At 47.9% G+C, this 18,691-nt stretch carries 20 protein-coding genes, 1 rRNA gene and 1 other annotated feature; of the genes, 5 read left to right on the top strand and 16 right to left on the bottom strand.

What is annotated here, in order from left to right:
• Nucleotides 1–243: 243 nt before the first annotated feature.
• The 9 genes from thyX to B5D20_RS11860 all read right to left on the bottom strand — a co-directional run bounded on the left by thyX (nt 244) and on the right by B5D20_RS11860 (nt 8,037).
• Nucleotides 244–996 (bottom strand): FAD-dependent thymidylate synthase, encoded by a 753-nt coding sequence (gene thyX / locus B5D20_RS11820; protein WP_078666437.1) that lies wholly within the window; start codon nt 994–996, stop codon nt 244–246.
• Nucleotide 997: 1 nt separating this feature from the next.
• A complete protein-coding gene (locus tag B5D20_RS11825; RefSeq protein ID WP_242946656.1) occupies nt 998–1,375 on the bottom strand; it encodes a Mini-ribonuclease 3 in 378 nt (125 codons plus the stop codon).
• 2 nt (nt 1,376–1,377) lie between these two features.
• Nucleotides 1,378–2,775, bottom strand: a complete 1,398-nt coding sequence (gene cysS / locus B5D20_RS11830; RefSeq protein ID WP_078666439.1) for a cysteine--tRNA ligase — start codon at nt 2,773–2,775, stop codon at nt 1,378–1,380.
• A complete protein-coding gene (cysE, locus tag B5D20_RS11835; RefSeq protein ID WP_078666440.1) occupies nt 2,756–3,421 on the bottom strand; it encodes a serine O-acetyltransferase in 666 nt (221 codons plus the stop codon). Before cysE ends, cysS begins: the two co-directional genes overlap by 20 nt.
• Nucleotides 3,422–3,465: 44 nt before the next feature.
• Nucleotides 3,466–3,667, bottom strand: a binding site (T-box leader).
• Between the two features lie 32 nt (nt 3,668–3,699).
• Nucleotides 3,700–5,148, bottom strand: a complete 1,449-nt coding sequence (gene gltX, locus B5D20_RS11840) for a glutamate--tRNA ligase (RefSeq protein ID WP_078666441.1) — start codon at nt 5,146–5,148, stop codon at nt 3,700–3,702.
• A 37-nt stretch (nt 5,149–5,185) separates the two neighbouring features.
• Nucleotides 5,186–5,653 carry a 2-C-methyl-D-erythritol 2,4-cyclodiphosphate synthase gene (ispF, locus tag B5D20_RS11845; RefSeq protein ID WP_078666456.1) on the bottom strand — a complete coding sequence of 156 codons (468 nt, stop codon included), beginning with the start codon at nt 5,651–5,653 and terminating at the stop codon, nt 5,186–5,188.
• 16 nt (nt 5,654–5,669) lie between these two features.
• Nucleotides 5,670–6,377, bottom strand: coding sequence for a 2-C-methyl-D-erythritol 4-phosphate cytidylyltransferase (gene ispD / locus B5D20_RS11850; RefSeq protein WP_078666442.1), 708 nt, complete (start codon nt 6,375–6,377; stop codon nt 5,670–5,672).
• Nucleotides 6,364–7,494: a PIN/TRAM domain-containing protein gene (locus B5D20_RS11855; RefSeq protein ID WP_078666443.1), complete on the bottom strand. Its 1,131-nt coding sequence runs from the start codon at nt 7,492–7,494 to the stop codon at nt 6,364–6,366. Before B5D20_RS11855 ends, ispD begins: the two co-directional genes overlap by 14 nt.
• A 66-nt stretch (nt 7,495–7,560) precedes the next feature.
• A complete protein-coding gene (locus B5D20_RS11860) occupies nt 7,561–8,037 on the bottom strand; it encodes a CarD family transcriptional regulator (RefSeq protein WP_078666444.1) in 477 nt (158 codons plus the stop codon).
• Nucleotides 8,038–8,244: 207 nt separating this feature from the next.
• On the opposite strand from B5D20_RS11860, the gene B5D20_RS11865 reads away from it, so the two are divergent.
• Nucleotides 8,245–8,640, top strand: a complete 396-nt coding sequence (locus B5D20_RS11865; RefSeq protein WP_078666445.1) for a nucleoside triphosphate pyrophosphohydrolase family protein — start codon at nt 8,245–8,247, stop codon at nt 8,638–8,640.
• Between the two features lie 42 nt (nt 8,641–8,682).
• Here B5D20_RS11865 and disA read toward each other — a convergent pair whose 3' ends face one another.
• Both disA and radA read right to left on the bottom strand, forming a co-directional pair.
• Nucleotides 8,683–9,744, bottom strand: a complete 1,062-nt coding sequence (gene disA, locus B5D20_RS11870) for a DNA integrity scanning diadenylate cyclase DisA (RefSeq protein ID WP_078666446.1) — start codon at nt 9,742–9,744, stop codon at nt 8,683–8,685.
• The gene (gene radA, locus B5D20_RS11875) at nt 9,741–11,099 is read right to left on the bottom strand and encodes a DNA repair protein RadA (RefSeq protein ID WP_078666447.1); all 1,359 of its coding nucleotides are present in this window, start codon (nt 11,097–11,099) and stop codon (nt 9,741–9,743) included. The genes disA and radA overlap by 4 nt, the downstream gene beginning before the upstream one ends.
• A gap of 339 nt (nt 11,100–11,438) precedes the next feature.
• On the opposite strand from radA, the gene B5D20_RS11880 reads away from it, so the two are divergent.
• The 4 genes from B5D20_RS11880 (at nt 11,439) to B5D20_RS11895 (ending at nt 13,803) form a co-directional block, all read left to right on the top strand.
• Nucleotides 11,439–12,065, top strand: a complete 627-nt coding sequence (locus B5D20_RS11880; RefSeq protein WP_078666448.1) for a SurA N-terminal domain-containing protein — start codon at nt 11,439–11,441, stop codon at nt 12,063–12,065.
• A gap of 133 nt (nt 12,066–12,198) precedes the next feature.
• Nucleotides 12,199–12,468: a hypothetical protein gene (locus B5D20_RS11885; protein WP_078666449.1), complete on the top strand. Its 270-nt coding sequence runs from the start codon at nt 12,199–12,201 to the stop codon at nt 12,466–12,468.
• A 176-nt stretch (nt 12,469–12,644) separates the two neighbouring features.
• A complete protein-coding gene (locus tag B5D20_RS11890; protein WP_078666450.1) occupies nt 12,645–13,247 on the top strand; it encodes a zinc metalloprotease in 603 nt (200 codons plus the stop codon).
• Between the two features lie 19 nt (nt 13,248–13,266).
• On the top strand, nt 13,267–13,803 hold the full coding sequence (locus B5D20_RS11895; protein ID WP_078666451.1) for a hypothetical protein: 537 nt from the start codon (nt 13,267–13,269) through the stop codon (nt 13,801–13,803).
• A gap of 21 nt (nt 13,804–13,824) precedes the next feature.
• On the opposite strand, the gene B5D20_RS11900 is transcribed toward B5D20_RS11895, so the two are convergent.
• From B5D20_RS11900 to rrf, 5 genes are all read right to left on the bottom strand, one after another.
• The gene (locus tag B5D20_RS11900; protein ID WP_078666452.1) at nt 13,825–16,284 is read right to left on the bottom strand and encodes an ATP-dependent Clp protease ATP-binding subunit; all 2,460 of its coding nucleotides are present in this window, start codon (nt 16,282–16,284) and stop codon (nt 13,825–13,827) included.
• A gap of 25 nt (nt 16,285–16,309) precedes the next feature.
• The gene (locus tag B5D20_RS11905) at nt 16,310–17,386 is read right to left on the bottom strand and encodes a protein arginine kinase (RefSeq protein ID WP_078666453.1); all 1,077 of its coding nucleotides are present in this window, start codon (nt 17,384–17,386) and stop codon (nt 16,310–16,312) included.
• A gap of 1 nt (nt 17,387) precedes the next feature.
• Nucleotides 17,388–17,882, bottom strand: a complete 495-nt coding sequence (locus tag B5D20_RS11910; RefSeq protein ID WP_078666454.1) for a UvrB/UvrC motif-containing protein — start codon at nt 17,880–17,882, stop codon at nt 17,388–17,390.
• Complete coding sequence (locus B5D20_RS11915) at nt 17,872–18,360, bottom strand: CtsR family transcriptional regulator (protein WP_078666455.1); 489 nt, start codon at nt 18,358–18,360, stop codon at nt 17,872–17,874. Before B5D20_RS11915 ends, B5D20_RS11910 begins: the two co-directional genes overlap by 11 nt.
• Before the next feature lie 207 nt (nt 18,361–18,567).
• Nucleotides 18,568–18,684: ribosomal RNA gene (gene rrf / locus B5D20_RS11920) — 5S ribosomal RNA — on the bottom strand.
• Between the last annotated feature and the right edge of the window lie 7 nt (nt 18,685–18,691).

Genomic DNA, 18,691 nt, shown 5'->3' on the forward strand with positions numbered 1-18,691 from the left:
AGGCACAGAAGAGACGCATCTCCGTAGTCAGCGGGTCTTCTTCGCCCCGGCTCCACTTCGAAGACCGGTGAGTCGGGTAAATCTCCGGAAAAAACTCCCCGCACACAGTTATGCTAAATTTGTTCTTCTCGTGTTTCTTTGGCATTCCTGATCAGCTCCCCGAAACCCTGCCGGACTTTGCTGCTTCACCAATGGATAATAGTTCCATACTCTTAATGTAGCAAAACAGTTAAATACAATCAATTATAGTCTAGTTTTCTGAAGCTGCTGCATACCTCCTTTGCCCAGATAGCTAGCCCGAACCCGGGCCGCCTGACCACAGGTCATAGCCCCTTCCGGACAAGGCCCCCTTAAACAACCAGGCCCAGCCTGGGCAAATAAGACCGGGGCTACCTCTTTGACCAGAGCCAGCATGCGCTCTGCCAAAGCACGGATCTCCCACTGGGCCCGATTGCAACAACGCAAACTAAAGAAATGCAATAATTCCCGCGCATTCATGGTCACCACAAACTTGGTCTCTGCCGCATTGGGCAGGACAAAGCGGGCATCCTCATTGCTGGCTTCCTTGTTACCTCCCAGCCTTTCCTGCCAGTATCTGTACCACTGGTTGATCTGGGCCATCTGCCGCTCAAATTCCGCTACTGCCTCCGGCCCCAGTTCCTGAATGCGAGGAGGAATAATGTAGCAAAAATCCGCCTCTCCCACATAACGCTGGGATTTAACAGAAAAGCTGGCAATACGATGTCGGGTAATCTGAGCCAGTAGCGCCCGGGATACTCCTTCTACTCCAAAGGTGAACACTGCATGCTCAATCGGAGATAAATGTTCAAGCTCCATAAGTTTTTGCAGAAAAGGCTGCTGATCCCTTTCTGCAATCCCCTGGGCCAGTTCAGTCATATCCGCAGCCGAATAACATAACTTAGCCGCCAGAGCAATAATTTCTTCCGGTACAGGGGTGTAACGCAACAGATAAACTTTCATTTCCGCTTGCGGCATTTTATAAATCCTCCTCAGCCAGGCGTACGATCTCACGGAAAAGCTCCTCTATCCGTTCTTCTTCACCTTTTAGATGTAAATAGCCAAACAAACACTCCAGAGCTGTAGCATGACGATAAGCCACCACATCCACATGGCGGGGTGGCTGAGAACTGGTATTCCGACCACGCCGGACAATAGCTTTTTCCTCCTCGGTCAAGAGAGGGTCCAGCCCGCGCAAAAAGCGGGACTGGGCTTCCGCTTTCACAAAATCTACCGCTGCTTTATGCAGCCAATTCACCTTAGCCAGGCCCTTTTCTTTTACCAGATACCGTCGTACCAGTAATTCGTAAACAGCATCCCCAAGATAGGCTAAAACCAGTGATGATGGCAGCTCCATACTCATTTCCTCTTCCAGCGCGGACCGTTGGGAGTATCTTCAACAATAATCCCCAGATCCCCTAGTTTGTTGCGAATAGCATCCGCGGTAGTCCAGTCTTTGCGGGCCCGGGCCTCCTGACGCAATAACAACAGGAAGTCCACCAGCTCCTTCAAGAGACCGGCATCCGCCTCAGCTTTTTCCCCTGCCTTCAATTCCAGTCCCAGTACCTGGGCCAGTTCAGCCAGCACCCCGGTAAGGCCGGCGATTTTCTCCTTTTCTTCCCCGGCCGCAACCCCGGCATTGATCTGCCGGGCCAGTTCAAAGAGCACACTCAAAGCCAGAGCGGTATTAAAATCATCATCCATTGCCTGGATAAATTCTTCCCTGGCCGCAGCAGCTTCCTCAGACATTATCCCATTCACACCATTACTGTATTCCTGCCCATTAGCCAGGGCATTGCTCAAGCGCTCCAGGCCCTTTTTTGCTTCTTCCAGTTTTTCCGGACTGTAATCCAACGGGTTGCGGTAGTGGCTGGAAAGCATGAAGAAACGGACGACCTGGCCGGAAAAATGCTGTAATATCTCCCGGACAGTAAAGAAATTGCCCAGAGATTTGGACATTTTTTCTTCCTTTACAGTAATAAAACCATTATGCATCCAGTAACGAGCAAAAGGCTGTCCCAGATAAGCCTCGGACTGAGCAATCTCATTTTCATGATGGGGGAAGATCAGGTCAAAACCACCGCCATGAATATCGAACTCTGCTCCCAGATATTTCAAGGACATCACCGAGCATTCAATATGCCAGCCCGGCCTTCCCTCACCCCAGGGACTGGGCCAGGAAGGTTCTCCCGGTTTGGCTTTTTTCCAGAGAGCAAAATCCATGGGGTGGCGCTTGCGCTCATCCACCTCTACCCTGGCCCCTGCCTGCATATCCTCCAGGCTGCGGCCGGAAAGTTTACCATAGGAGGCAAACTTTTCAACAGCATAATATACATCCCCATCTACCTCATAGGCAAAGCCTTTTTCAATCAACCCGGCAATCATTTCAATGATTTCCGGAATGTGCTCCGTTACTTTGGGATGATGGGTAGCAGGCTTGACTCCTAGTGCCTGGGCATCTTTAAAAAATTCATTGATATAACGAGCAGAAAGCTGCAGGGCATCCTCCCCTGTTTCCTGGGCCCTTTTAATGATTTTGTCATCGATATCAGTAAAGTTCTGTACAAATATTACTTCATAGCCCCGATATTCCAGATAGCGACGCACCGCATCAAAGACTATCAAAGGCCGGGCATTACCCAGATGGATAAAATTATAAGTGGTAGGTCCGCAAACATACATACGTACCTTCCCCGGTGACCGGGGTTGAAAATCCTCTTTCTGTCTGGTCATGGTATTATAGATTTTGATGGTCACGACCTTGTTCTCTCCCTTCCAGCTGCGCAATCCTGTTTTCCAGCATCTCAATCTTGCGCTGCAAGCATTGCAACATTTCCGCTACCGGGTCAGGAATCTGGTCATGGAGCAAGTCATCCACCCGTTGTCCTTCCCGGATTACTACCCGTCCTGGGACCCCGACTACTGTACAGTTAGGCGGTACAGGTTTCACTACTACTGCTCCTGCCCCGATTTTGGAATTATCACCGACAGTAAAGGAACCCAGCACTTTGGCCCCAGCGCTGATTACCACATTATTGCCAATGGTGGGGTGACGCTTGCCTTTTTCCTTACCGGTGCCACCCAAGGTTACCCCTTGATATATGGTAACATTATCGCCTATTTCCGCTGTCTCACCAATCACTACCCCCATACCATGGTCGATAAACAATCCCTGGCCGATTTTGGCCCCTGGATGGATCTCAATCCCGGTAAGAAAACGGGAAAGCTGGGAGATAAAGCGGGCCAGTACCACCCAGTTTTTCTTATACAGCCAGTGGGCAACCCGGTGAAACTGAATGGCATGGAATCCGGGATAACAGAGGATAACCTCCCACACAGATTTTGCTGCCGGATCCCGTTCGAATACTGCTTCAATGTCGCGCTTCAACTGTTGAAAGAACACAGCCTATCCCCCCTCACAAACATTATAAAAACCTTCGTCTCCTATCCAGAGACGAAGGTTTCCCTCCGCGGTTCCACTCTGGTTGGCAAGGAAAAACCCTCGCCCACCTCTTTCGGTCAGCTAACGGTGACCAGCCGGAAAGCTCCAAGGCGCACTTCAACAGGAGGAATTCAGGATGCTTCCAGCCTTGACATCCCTCTCTGGCGAATCCCTTTCCTGCCTACTCTTCCTCTTCATCGCTCATTTTTTAGTTGATACAAATAATTATAAAAGTCTGCCTAGCCAACGTCAACCCTTAAACTATCCAGTCGCTTTTTCACTCCACTATAGCCCAGAATAGCCAGCAGGAAATATAGTTCCGGGCCATGGGCCTGACCAGTAAGCGCGATCCGAATCGGCATGTAAACCTGTTTGCCGCCTAGTTTCAGCTCTTTGGTCAAGGTTTTCAGTACCCCTTTGGCCTCTTCCGGAGTAGGAGCCGGGTTTTCTTCCAGCTTATGCAGCAATGCTGCCAGTACCGCCGGAACCTGTTCCTGTTTCAGGACCTCCCTGGCTGCCTCATCTTCAAACTTTACTTCATCCTGGTAAAATACCTGTACTGCCTCTACCACTTCGGCCAGACAATTGATGCGCTCCTGTACGGCCTGTATGAGCCAGAGATATTTTTCACCTTCCGGTGGATTTAACCCGGCTTCGACCAGGAAAGGTCGTGCCAGCTCAGCAATCCGTTCCGGGGCGCTGTGGCGGATATAATAGCCATTGAGATAATTTAACTTGTCCATATCAAAGACCGCCGGGCTTTTGGCCACTCGATCCAGCGAAAACTCCTGAATAAGCTCTTCCAGGGAGAAAATTTCATTCTCACCCTGGGGAGCCCAGCCCAATAAAACCAGGAAATTGACCAGAGCTTCCGGTAAATAGCCCATTTTCTTATATTGCTCAACTGCCGTCGAACCATGGCGTTTGGACATTTTGGTCCGGTCCTTGCCCAGAATCAGGGAAACATGGGCAAACTGAGGGGACTTAAGCCCCAGGGCCTGATAAAGCAGAATCTGACGGGGTGTATTGGAAAGATGTTCTTCCCCCCGAATGACATGGGTAATCTCCATGGTAGAGTCATCAATTACCACCGCAAAATTATAGGTGGGAATGCCATCGGATTTAACGATAACAAAATCGCCAATTCCATCGGTTTCAAATACCACCTGGCCCCGAACCAGATCATCGATGACCACCTTTTCCCCTTCCGGAACCCGGAAGCGGATCACAGGCTTGACACCCTCAGCCTCTTTGGCCGCCCGCTCTGCCGGAGTCAGGTGACGGCATTTACCCAGATAACGGGGCAACTCCCCTTTAGCCAGCAGCTGTTCCCGTTCGGCTTCTAGCTCCTCTTCCGAGCAATAGCAATAGTAGGCCTGCCCCTGGGCCAGAAGCTTTTCCGCTGCTTCCCGATACAAATCCAATCTCTCTGTTTGCCGGTACGGACCATGGGGACCACCTACCTCAATCCCCTCATCCCAGTTTAATCCTAACCAGCGTAAGGAGGCAAGGATATTTTGTTCTGATTCCCGGCTAGACCGCTCCAGGTCTGTATCTTCAATCCGAACAATAAACTGGCCCCCGGTTTTTCTGGCCATCAGCCAGTTAAACAAAGCAGAACGGGCGCCGCCAATATGTAAAGGCCCCGTAGGACTGGGGGCAAATCTTACCCGCATCGGTGTGGTCATGTGCAGTTACCTCCTCATTTCTGCCTGATTCGCTTTATTATACCATTCTTTTTGCGACTGTGACAACGGCATAAGCCGCAATCCCTTCCCCCGTTCCAGTAAAGCCCAGCCCTTCAGTTGTGGTGGCCTTGATATTCACCTGCTCTGCCTCTATTCCCAGGATAGTAGCAACCTTTTCCCGCATAGCCGGGATATAAGGGGCCATTTTAGGCTTCTGAGCAACAATGGTTCCATCCACATTGTTGACCTGGTAGCCTCTTTCCTCAACAATTTCCCTCACTCTGGCCAGCAGGCGACCACTATCAGCCCCCCTCCACTTAACATCACTATCAGGAAAGTGTTTGCCGATATCTCCTGCCGCTACTGCCCCCAGCAGAGCATCCATAATAGCGTGTAACAGGACGTCCGCATCAGAGTGGCCCAGCAACCCTTTCTCATAGGGTATCTTTATTCCGCCAATAATCAGTTCCCTATCTACCACCAGCCGGTGAACATCATAACCCATACCTACCCTGAACAAACTACATACCTCCCCTTGCCTGCAATAAAGCCTCGGCCAGAATTAAGTCTTCCGGAGTGGTAATTTTCAGATTGGCATAGTCCCCTTGCAGCATTCGCACCGGATAGCCTGCTCGTTCCACTAAAGCAGCATCATCGGTCCCCAGAAAACCTTCTTGCCAGGCCTGTTGATAAGCAGCCAGTAACCAGTCCCGGCGAAAAACCTGGGGAGTCTGTACTGCCCACAGCCTTTTCCGTTCTGGAGTTCCGATAATTAGGCCCTGTTCATCCACTGTTTTGATCGTATCTTTTACCGGCACGCCTACAACTACCGCTCCTGTCTCCTGTGCCATCTGCAGGGCTGAGCGGACAATCTCCGGGGTGATCAACGGCCTGGCTCCATCATGGACAGCTACCAGGGCAAGCTCTGGAGGAACTTGTTGCAGGCCATTCCAGACAGAATGCTGCCTTTCCTCCCCGCCACTGACAATCAGCCAGCGTTCGCGCTCCTTCCGAATGAGAGGAGATAATACCCTCGCAATTTCCTCTTCCTCTCCCGGTCGCGCAACTACAATCATTTGCTCTAGTTCCAGCACCTGAGCCAGAGCTGTACAAGTATGCAATAAAAGGGGCAACCCGCCCAAGCTAAGAAACTGCTTGTTCAGCTGGTTGCCCATTCTTTTGCCCTGGCCCGCGGCTGGAATAATCGCCGCAGCTTTAACCAATGGCATTCACCTCGTTGAGCTTGGTTCGATTAGCATCATCTTCTTTTATCTCCAGTTTGGGACGGGCAAAAATCATTCTCCCCGCTGCTGTCTGCAAGACACTGGTTACTACTACAATAACGTTTTGCCCAATGTGGCGTTTCCCACCATCGACAACAATCATAGTCCCATCTTCCAGATAACCTACGCCCTGCCCGGTTTCTTTGCCATCCTTAACAATTTGCACATTCATTTCCTCTCCAGGCAAGACCATAGGCTTAACCGCATTGGCCAGTTCATTGATATTTAAAACCAGAACTCCCTGCAATTCAGCCACTTTGTTGAGATTAAAGTCATTGGTAATGATTTTGCCATTAAGCTGCTGGGCCAGACGGACCAGCTTGGAATCCACTTCCGCAATATCATCAAAATCCTTTTCAACGACTTCTACTTTAACCTTCAGATCCTTCCGGATCTTGTTCAATATATCCAGCCCTCGCCTGCCCCGATTGCGTTTTAACACATCAGAGGAATCAGCGATATGGCGCAATTCTTCCAGAACAAAGCCAGGAACTACCACTGGCCCTTCCAGAAAACCGGTTTCTATAATATCGGCAATGCGGCCGTCGATAATTACACTGGTGTCCAGGATTTTAGGAATAGCTCCTTCTGAAACCACCTGGCTCTGGCTTTCTTTTTTCTTTCTACCCAGACTGATAATCATGGTAAACAATTCGTCTTTCTTTTTTGCCCCAATATTCATACCCAGATAACCCAGAAGAGTGGCTCCTATTATCTTCACCACTGTTGCCAGAGGCTGAAACCAGGAAAAGGCCGAACCCAGCAATATACCAATAAGTAAGCCAATAATAAGTCCTAGAGCGCCGCCGAAAATTTCAGATAAAGGTATTTTTTGCAAGCGCTGCTCCAGCCAGGTTGTCGTCCTCACCACCCAGTTAGCCAGCCAGGGTGCCAGAAAGATGCCTACCAGAAGGCCCAACAACATGCCAATGATTACCGACATTAGAGGCCCGGATAAAAACTGTACCGGCTCCAGCCGGTCCAGGGGCAAATACTGCCCGCTTAAGCCGCCGATTCCGATAAAAATCAGCATCCAGACAGCCCGCAGTATCTTCATCATCATAATATCACCTCCTTCGCTGACTATTTTACCCCGGGCCCCGGTATTATTATACAGTTTTTACCTTTATCAGGCAAAAACTTCTTCCAAGCGTTCTGTTATTTTTTCCTTTTCTTCCTCCCAGACCAGGGCTAATTCGCTTAACAGAATTTGTCGAGCGGTATCCAGCATTTTGCGTTCCCCTGTAGATAGCCCCCGTTGCCGGTCCCGCCAGCCCAGGCTGCGCACTACTTCTGCTACTGCCCTGGCATCCCCGCTTTTGATTTTTTCCATGTTCTGCCGGTAGCGTAAATTCCAGTTCCCTATCGGTTCTCTTTCCTCTTCCTGTAATAAATCCATGATTTCAGCAGCTGTTTGCCGGGAGACTACTTCTCTGAGTCCTAAGGCCCGGCCCTTTTCTACCGGAACCATTACCCGCATATTGCCTACCGGTACATGCATTACATAATAGCTGATTTTTTTGCCACCAATTTCTTTTTCTTCGATGGACTCAATGATGCCTGCTCCATGCATGGGGTATACCACCTTATCTCCTACTTTAAACACCTTTCCTTCCCCCTTCAAACAGGCCTATTGCTAACTATTATAACACGGATTTTATAGGGCGTCAAAAAATGTGATTATATCATAGCCATTTTTCTCTTGTCAATAACCAGGCTCTTCCTTCTGTCAGATTGACAAGACAAGCCTCTCCCCGTTATAATAACCGTAGAAAGCCAGCCACCGGTGGCTGTTTTGAAAGGGGATTGCAGAATGAAGGACTTGCTATGTGATGAGTTCCAGGAAACTGTCGGCGAATTGCTAATCCGCCACCAGAGCATTCTGGATGTCATCACCAAATACCAGGAGAGTTGTGCCCGCACCAATCGGGCTGTTGTCAAAGCAGTCACCAACTGCGGCTGTCTCAAAGTAGAAGCAGAAAAGCACCCTCTCCCGCCTGATGCATCCCTGGAAGATTTGCGCAAGCTGCGGGATTCCCATTTGCGCGGCAAAATCTGTGATCAGTGCCGGGAAATTGTAGAAGATGAAATTGGTCGTTCCCTTTTCTATCTTGCTGCTCTCTGTAATATACTGGACATAAACCTGTATGATTGCTTTATCAAAGAACATAAAAAGCTCAATACCCTTAGTATTTTTAATATGCGCTAATAAACAAGGAGGAGGGGAATTTCCCCTCCTCCTTGCATTATGTTAAAAGGCGACCTGCTCCCTGTAACGTTTTAAGCCTTCCTGAATGGTACGTGCCCGCACCTCGCCAATCCCTTCTACTTCATCCAGTTCTTCAATGCTTGCTTTCAAAATCGCCGGTAAATGCCCAAACGTTGCCACCAGATTTTCTATCACCGGCCAGGGTAAGCGGGGTACCTTATCAAGGATACGATAACCCCTGGCAGTAACCGGTTGCTCCAGAGCCGCCACCGTGCCAGGATAACCCAGGGCCCGGGTCAACAAAGCCAAATCCAGCAGGTCTTCTGACGCCCAGTTGCGAATTGTATGCAGCACTTCCTCCGGAGTTTTGTCCGGAGTATTTAGATAATCCCTGACTATTAACAATCCTTCATTTTCAATATCCGCCACCAGTTCCTCCAGCTGCATCTTAACCAGACGCCCTTCAGTACCCAGCTCACTTATGTACCGTTCAATTTCCGCCACTACCCGCAGTACCATTTCCGTCCTCTGCAGAGCTTTGACCACATCATGCAGAGTCACCATGTCCTTGAATTCCAGCTCACTCAAGCTGTTTAAAGCTCTTTGCAAAACATCCTTATATTTCTCCAGCGTCTGCAGGGCCTGGTTGGCTTTGGCCAGAATTACGCTAATATCCCGTAGAACATATTTAAGGTTACCTTTATAAATAGTTATTACACTACGACGCTGGGAAATGGAAATTACCATTTCTCCCGTCTGCCGGGCTACCCTTTCTGCCGTCCGGTGTCTAATCCCGGTTTCATTGGAGGGAATAGCTGAATCCGGCACCAGCTGGGTATTGGCCGCTAGAATTCGCCGGGCATCAGAGCTGAGGATAATAGCCCCATCCATTTTGGCCAGTTCGTAAAGACTGGCTGGACTGAATTCAGAGTTGATTTCAAAACCACCCTCTACGATTTCCATCACTTTAGGCGAATCGCCCACGACAATCAAGGCGCCCGTTTTGGCCCGCAGAATATTTTCCAGCCCTTCGCGCAACGGCGTGCCCGGAGCCACTATTTTCAGTGCCTGTACCAGTTCGCGGTCCACCCGCTCCTCTTTCATCTGCCCATTCCCCCTAAAGACCAGTCTAATGCTTCTGCTACCGTCCCTACTTCTATTATTTCCAACTCGGCCGGGCCTTCCGGTTTTTGCCCCGAAGGCACCACTGCCCGTTTAAATCCGATCCTGGCGGCTTCCTGCAAGCGTTTTTCCATCTGGTTTACCCGCCGCACCTCACCTGTCAAGCCCACTTCCCCGATAATTACCATCTCGGGGTCTACCGACCGCTCTCGCCAGCTGGAGGCCAGCGCTACCGCTACCCCCAGATCCACCGCCGGTTCCGTCAGCTTCAAACCACCAGCCACATTAACAAAGGCATCCATGTGGCTCAACTGCATGCCCAGGCGCTTTTCCAGCACCGCCAGCAGCAACGCCACCCGCTGATAATCCAGCCCCGAGGTCATGCGGCGAGGGTTGGCCAGATTGCCTGGCGATATCAGAGCCTGGATTTCCACCAGAATAGGACGGCTGCCCTCCATAGCCACCACTACCACAGAACCCGGTTCGCCAACAGGGCGCTGGGCCAGCAATAGCCCCGAGGGGTTACTGACATCAATCAGTCCACTGCCGGTCATTTCGAACAGGCCCAGCTCATTGGTGGAGCCAAAGCGGTTTTTCACTGCCCGCAACAGGCGGTAATTCTGGTGACGTTCTCCCTCAAAATACAGGACAGTATCCACCATATGCTCAAGTACCCGCGGTCCCGCCAGAGCTCCTTCTTTTGTGACATGACCTACAATCAGAGTGGCAATCTCCCTGCCCTTGGCCAGATCCAGCAAGAGTCCGGTACAATGCCGCACCTGACTGACACTGCCCGGAGCGGAGGTAATTTCCCGGCTGTGCACGGTCTGGATGGAATCGATAATCACCGCCTGCCAATCCTGGCCGGCATCTACTGCCGTCAGGATATCCTCCAGGCAGTTTTCCGCCGCTGCCAGCACCTGCGGCCCCTCCACTCCCAGCCGTTCCGCCCGCATCCGCAACTGGCTCAGCGACTCTTCCGCAGAAATATACAACACCGGGCCCTTTTGGGCCAGATATCCAGCTGCCTGCAGAAGCAAAGTGGATTTACCGATACCGGGGTCACCTCCTACCAGCACCAGGGAACCCCGCACCAGTCCACCTCCTAACACCCGGTCCAGCTCAGCCAGACCGGTAGCAGCCCGTTCCTGCTTCTCTGTTTTGATCTGGGGCAGCGGCACCGGAATGATCTTTTTTCCACTTGTTGCTGTTCTGGTTTCCTGACGCACTTCCTCCACCAGGCTATTCCACTCACCGCAACCAGGACAGCGTCCCAGCCAGCGCAGTTCCACCTGACCGCAATTCTGGCAAACATACCGCGTTTTTTCCCGTTTCAAGGCCCGGCCTCCCTGTTTCCTGATACCATAATATTATACCATTGTTTTACTCTTGCTAACAAGAAGGATGAGCGGTAAAAATTGTCTCTGGTTTTGTCAAATTGAACGGGGATTTGTCGAATTTTTGTGGTAAATTTTGGTTGTTTTTTGTTTGTGATATGATTTGTTTAAGGCGATATATCAAAGATTATGCTAAATATGGAGCCAATAATATTTGGCCTTCTGTTAACTGATGGGGAATGGACTATTATTCCTCATCCAGTTTAGTGCTATCCCTTTCCAAATCAGACTTGTCAGGGCCTGCACCTGATCAACTCATTCCTTCAGGGGCAAGCCCTTATGGTGGAAGTAATTAATTTAAAGAAAGGAGAAGGCCAAATGAAAAAGAGAGCTTATTTTATAGCTCTGAGTTTAGGTTTACTTGTGGTTTCAGTTTCTTTCACGGGCATTTTTGCTGATGAAAACAAACAAGTAACTTCTCTGGTAAAAATGGTCAATGACAATAAACTAATTAAAGATCCTGATAAAGTTGTATTTAAAGTAAATGGAAAACCTGTTTTAGCTAGAGAATTTGTTAAGGAGAAAAATTTACTTATTTATCTTGCTAAAATAAACGGGAGCGCATTTCCCTCTGAACATGATGTCATAAATTCACTAGCAAAACGTGAAGCATTGTATCAAAAAGCAGTTGAATTAGGTTTGGAAGCTACTGATAACGAGGTTAGAGAATTTGTAAAGCAACAAAGGTCAAAATTTGAAGAATATGACCCAAATGCCACTGGCAAAGAATTAATTGAAGCTGAGATAAAGGCTACCGGTTTAACGGCAGATGAATATTGGGAACGTACAATTCCTGAGTACAAAAAAATCTTAACTCTAAGCAAATTATCCGATTATTATCTTAAACAATTAGGACCACTAAATTTAGAAAACCCTAATAATGTAGAGAAAATTAAATATTTTTAGATCAAGAATTTGATAAAATAGCTAGAGAAACAACTATTAAAATTGTAAAATAGCGCTCCTTGAGGTAGGAATTTTTCCAACCTCTTTATGTCTTTATACCTGAGAGAACAAATTACCAGGAGGTCTGTTAATAATGCCAATAAAAGGTGATTATAAACAATATACTGACCCTGAGGAGCAAGCAAAAATGATGGGAAATTTTTTGGGTAGTTTTCTCAATAGTTCTAAGATCCCTATTGGACTTAAATGGTTAGGCTGGTTTTTGCTCCTCTGCTCCAGTATATTTTTTCCCTTCGTTATCATCAAAGATCTTCTTAGTGGAGGTCTGGAGATATTTTTATTAGTACCGGTATTGTTTCAATGGGTATTGGTTTATTATATTTTAAAGAAACTATTAAGATAGCAAGTAACAGTTACAGCCGGTGGAGAGTTTCACCGGCTGTAAAAGTTTATACTTTGGCTTTGTCGAATCAAAGCTGAAATTGGCGAATTTTTGTGGAAAAAAATGGTTGATCTTTTTTTTTTATATATTATAATTTGTTCAGGGCGCCCAGATATAAAATTTGGGAGGTGTGTCTATTGAAAAAGATTGTTCTTTATAAAAATCTTCTAGTAGTAATAATGCTTGTGCTTGTGCTTGTACTTGGAATGAATATACAATCTGCATCTGCTTATTTCACTCTACCTTATCGTTGGCCAGATAATATTTTTTATTATAAGATTGATAGCAGTGCTAACGATCTCACTAGCCTTATTTCGAACGCTGCCAATTCTTGGAACACAACGACACCTGTTTCTATTTCTAATTCCTCAACTGGAGAAATCCTTATTAAAAAGGTTAATGATTCAACCGTAACCTGGTCGGGTAAAACAAACCTATATGTTGGTTCTATCGGGGGAAAATATTATTATAATCAAGGTATTGTTCAGATTAACCAAGCTAAAATAGGGAGTTATACTTCACTACAAAAACAAGGTGTAATAGCACATGAATTTGGCCATGTTATTGCCCTTGCCGATGATAATGGCTATCTGTTATACGGCGATCCAAAAGTTCTTATGCTTGGTTATGACTCCGAAAGACATAAATTAGGTATCTATACACCACAATCTGTTAATAAATATGTGCCAGGTGTAGGTTATGTTTATGGTGATATTGAAGGTGCAAACTATCTGTATTAACTATAAGGAGATGTGAAAGATGAAGGCTAAACCATTATTATTTATTGGGTTGCTGAGCTTACTAATAGTATCAGGTGTTATTAATTCTGAGAATTCAAAAAAACCTATGATTATATCTCATGCTAGCTGGGTTAAATATTATCCTGACGTAAAATCCCTGGTAGAAGATGCCGATGTAATTGTCGAAGGAGAGGCTGAGTCAATAAAATCCTACCCGCGTTTTGATGAGCTTGATATTGCTACAGATGTCTATTTCAATGTCTCAAAGTGGTACAAAGGTTCAGAGCCTAAATCAAGAAATAAGATAATCATTGAACAGGACGGAGGAGTATATAAGGGAGTCACCAGTAAACTGGACAAAGTTGAAATAATGGAACCTGGCAAAAAATATCTGCTCTTTTTGCATTACTCTCCGGAAGAAGATAAGTATGCTGTCTTAACTGGTTGGCAAGGTCAATTTAAACTTGGCTTTTTTAAGGCAGAAAATCCAGAACCAGCCCGCTCCATGGATAAAGATAAACTATATGACGAAATAGCAAGACACAGCCGGCGGTAATTAACCACCGGCTGTAATTCTTTAAGCCTTTTTTCTGAAGGTCAGCTTGCCGTCTTCCGCATCTACGATAACGGTATCCCCTAAGGCAAAGGTCCCTTTCAGCAGTTCTTCTGACAACTGGTCTTCCACCATACGCTGGATAGCCCGGCGCAAGGGTCTTGCCCCAAAGGCAGGATCATAGCCCTTCTTCACCAGCACTTCTTTGGCTGCCGGTGTCACTTCAACCTGTACGCCGAAGTCCTGCAAGCGCTTGTTCAAGGCAGCCAGCATCAAATCTACGATTTGCTGGATATGTTCTTCCTCCAGCGGGTGGAAAACGATAATTTCATCAATTCGGTTCAGGAACTCCGGCCGGAAAGTGTGCTTCAACTGGTCCATCAGCTTATCCTTCATTTTCTCATAAGCATCTCGCTTATCTTCAGCTTCTCCGGCTTTAAAGCCCAGGGAGGCTTCCTTCTTGATCAGGTTGGCTCCCACATTGGAGGTCATGATTACCACCGTGTTGCGGAAGTCTACCGTCCGCCCTTTACCGTCGGTGAGGCGGCCATCTTCCAGCACCTGTAACAGGACATTGAATACATCGGGATGGGCTTTTTCCATTTCATCCAGCAATACCACTGAGTAGGGCTTACGTCGTACCGCTTCAGTCAGCTGGCCCCCTTCATCATAACCCACATATCCGGGAGGGGCCCCCACCAGCCGGGCCACGGTGTGCTTTTCCATATATTCGGACATATCCAGGCGGATCATGGCATCTTCATCCCCGAACAGGGCCTCTGCCAGGGCTTTGGCCAGCTCCGTCTTACCGACACCGGTGGGGCCCAGGAAGATGAAGGAACCGATAGGTCGCTTGGGATCCTTTAGCCCGGCTCTTGCCCGCCGGATGGCCCTGGCGACTGCTGACACCGCCTCTTCCTGACCGATTACCCGTTGATGCAGAATTTCCTCCATTTTCAACAGGCGATCACTTTCTTCCTCAGCCAGTTTCTTCACCGGAATGCCGGTCCAGCTGGCTACGATATGAGCGATTTCATCAGCTGTTACGGTAGCCCCTTCGCCCTGATTCCGTTGCCGCTGCCAGTTCTGTTTCAAATCCTCCAGTTCCTGGCGCAACTGCTGTTCCTTATCCCGCAGTTCAGCAGCTTTTTCAAACTCCTGGGCCAACACCGCTGCTTCTTTTTCCTTGCGGATATTTTCCAGTTCCTGTTCCTTATCTTTCAAATCCGGCGGTGCAATATAGGTCTGCAACCTAACCCGGGAAGCAGCCTCATCGATCAGGTCGATAGCCTTATCGGGCAGGAAACGGTCAGTAATATAGCGGTCGGACAGCTTGACTGCTGCTTCCAGAGCTTCATCGGAGATTTTTACCCGATGGTGAGCTTCATAGCGATCCCGCAAGCCCTTCAGGATTTCCAGGGCTTCTTCAACCGTAGGTTCATTGACCATAATGGGCTGGAAGCGACGTTCCAGAGCCGGATCCTTTTCTATGTGCTTTCGATATTCGTCCAGAGTAGTCGCACCAATGCACTGCAGCTCGCCCCGGGCCAACGCCGGTTTAAGGATATTGGCTGCATCGATAGCTCCCTCTGCCGCACCGGCTCCAATTAATGTATGCAGTTCATCAATGAAGAGGATAATATTACCGGCCTGCCGGATTTCCTCCATCACTTTCTTCAGCCGTTCTTCGAACTCACCCCGATACTTGGAGCCAGCCACCACTGAAGATAAGTCCAGAGTTACTACTCGTTTATCTGCCAGAGTTTCCGGCACCTTGCCTTCTATAATCCGCTGGGCCAGACCTTCAGCAATTGCTGTCTTACCAACCCCCGGTTCACCGATTAACACCGGATTGTTTTTTGTGCGTCGGCTCAGGACCTGCACAACCCGCTCAATTTCCTTTTCTCTGCCCACAACCGGGTCAATTTTGCCATCCCGGGCCAGAGCTGTCAAATCCCGGCCGAATTCATCCAGGGTAGGGGTCTTAACATTTTTGCCGCCAGCCGCTTTGCCTTTACCATTTCCCGCCTTGACTCCAGGAGCAGCTCCATGGCCACTTAAAAGCAACAATACCTGTTCTCTTACTTTTTGCAAGTCAGCACCCATACTCTGTAATACCTGGGCTGCTACTCCTTCTCCCTCTTTGATTAATCCCAGTAAAATATGTTCTGTACCAATGTAGTTATGACCCAGGTTACGCGCTTCCTCAAAGGCTAATTCCAGCACCTTTTTGGCACGAGGAGTTAAGGCTATCGCTCCATGAGCTGGCCCTTCTCCCCGTCCTGTCAACTCTTCTACTTCTTTCCTCACTTGTTCTAAACTAATACCCATTGCTTCCAAAGCTCTGGCTGCAATTCCTTCTCCTTCACGAATCAGGCCTAAAAGCAATTGTTCAGTGCCAACATAGTTAACATTTAGACGCCTTGCTTCTTCCTGAGCCAGCAACAATACCTTTTGTGCCCTTTCAGTAAACCTGTTAAACATCTTTAACCACCTCCATTTAATCCTTTTAATCTTTCACTTCACACAGTTTTAGTCTTTCCCTGATCAGTTTGGCCCGGCGAACATCTCGCTCCATCGGGGATAATTCTTTCCCGGCCAGTTTTTGCAAATAAGCCGGACGCATTAGTACCATCAGCTCATTCAAAACAGTAGATTCCACTCCCTGTAACAAGCCCAGATCCACACCCAGGCGCACATTGGATAACAAGTTAATGGCCTCCTGGGAGGTAATCATCTGGGCATATCTTAGTATGCCATAGCTGCGCCAGATTTTATCACTGAGCTGTTCGCCCCATTCTTGGCGCAATCTTTCCCGGGCTTGCCGTTCCTGCTGGATAATCTGTTTAACTACCGCCAGCAGGTTGTTAATAATTTCTTCTTCACTGCGCCCCAGAGTAATCTGGTTAGAAATCTGGAATATGTTTCCGGCTGCTTCTGTTCCTTCACCGTAGAGGCCCCGGACCGTCAGCCCAAACTGGCCAATAGCATTGACCAAACCGCCAATTTGTTTTGTCAGTACCAGACCGGGCAAGTGCATCATCACTGATGCCCTTAAGCCAGTACCGACATTGGTCGGACAGGCAGTCAAATAGCCTCTTTTTTCATCATAGGCTATATCCAGAGTCTGTTCCAGCCCGTCATCCAATTTATTAGCCAACTCCCAGGCTTCAGTGACTTTCAAACCTGGTAGCAAAACTTGCAAGCGCAGATGATCCTCTTCATTAACCATAATGCTTATGGTTTCATCATCACTGAGGACGACAGCCCCAAAACGGCTTTTGGTGGCGTGCTGGGGACTGATTAAATGTTTTTCCACCAGGATTTCCCGTTCATTCGGAGACAATTCATCCAGACGGGTAAACTCAAGTTTTGGCCATTTCTTTTCATTATTCATTTTTTCTACCGCCAGTCTGACACCAGCTAAAACTTTATTTCCATCTTCCTCCTGCATCCGATGCGGAAAAGGAGTACCTTCCAGGTTACGGGCCAACCGAACCCGGGAACTGAGGACTATATCCCCTTCCGGACCTTTGCCATTCATCCAGCGACTTAATGCATTATTAATGATATCCCTGAGGGACATATTATTTCACCTCCCGCTGTTCTAGTTCCCTAATTTGATCTCGCAACTTAGCTGCTTTTTCAAACTCTTCACGAGCCACTGCTTGCTGCAGTTCCTGGCGTAACTTCTCAATTTCGCGCTTAATTTTCAAACTACCACCCCGTCGAGCTGGTACCTTGCCTGTATGCCGGGGGGCCCCATGAATTTGGCGCACCACATTATCCACCTGGTGGCTAAAAGCCTCATAGCACTGACTGCAACCAAAAAGCCCTCCCTGAGCAAATTCAGCGTAAGTCATGCCACAATTGGGGCACTGGTGGCCAGTCTCACTCCTTTTCGGAACTGTTAATTCCTTGAAAACTCCTCCGAGCAAATTGAAGAAATCCGTTTGCCCAAATTTAAACTCCCCCAGTTCACTGGCACACTGCTGACATAAATTCAGTTCAGTCTTTTCACCATTGATTATTTTCGTAACATGTACGGTAGCCGGTTTAGCATGACAACGTTCACAGATCATCATCATAACCCCCTTTGGTCACATGTTTTATTAATCCCATCAATGCAGCTTTTAATAACCGTGCTCGCCACATATCGCGCTCCGGTAAACGCATATCCAGAGTTTGCCGATCAAGGATGCTGAGCAAGATAGCCATTTCTCTGGTATTTATTATTCCGTCGTTGGCAAGACGATAAATAATATCCTCCGCCTGGCGCTGGCTAATCTGCGATCCTACAAAGTGGTCAAGCTCAGTAAGCAGCTTATTTTCCTCAGGCAACTGTATTCTCAAGATTCGTATATATCCACCACCGCCCCGGCGGCTTTCTACGATAAATCCTCGCTCCCTCGTAAACCGGGTACTGATTACATAATTGATTTGCGAAGGCACACAATTAAATCTGGCTGCCAGTTCATTGCGCTGTAATTCAACCGCTCCTCCAGCTGCTGCAAGTTTCTCCATGATATATTGCTCAATATAATCACTAAGAGAACTCATACTATCACCTCCACCTCTAGTATGCCCCGCTATCTTGATTTTACTTTGACTTTCTTTGACTTTCAATTTGTAAAATTATCCTTTAATACAATTCATGCAACAATATCCCTCTCATTTGCTATATTTCTCATTATTTCTTTGTTTTTCATTTTTTATTGTCACAAATAAAATACCCACCAAGCATTTCTGCTTGATGGGTTAACTCGTGTCCGGCAGCGACCTACTCTCCCAGGACCCTGCGGTCCAAGTACCATCGGCGCTGGTGGGCTTAACTGCCGTGTTCGGTATGGGTACGGGTGTTGCCCCACCGCCATTGCCACCGGACTATTCT

The organism is Carboxydocella sporoproducens DSM 16521, from assembly GCF_900167165.1.
GTDB lineage: Bacteria > Bacillota.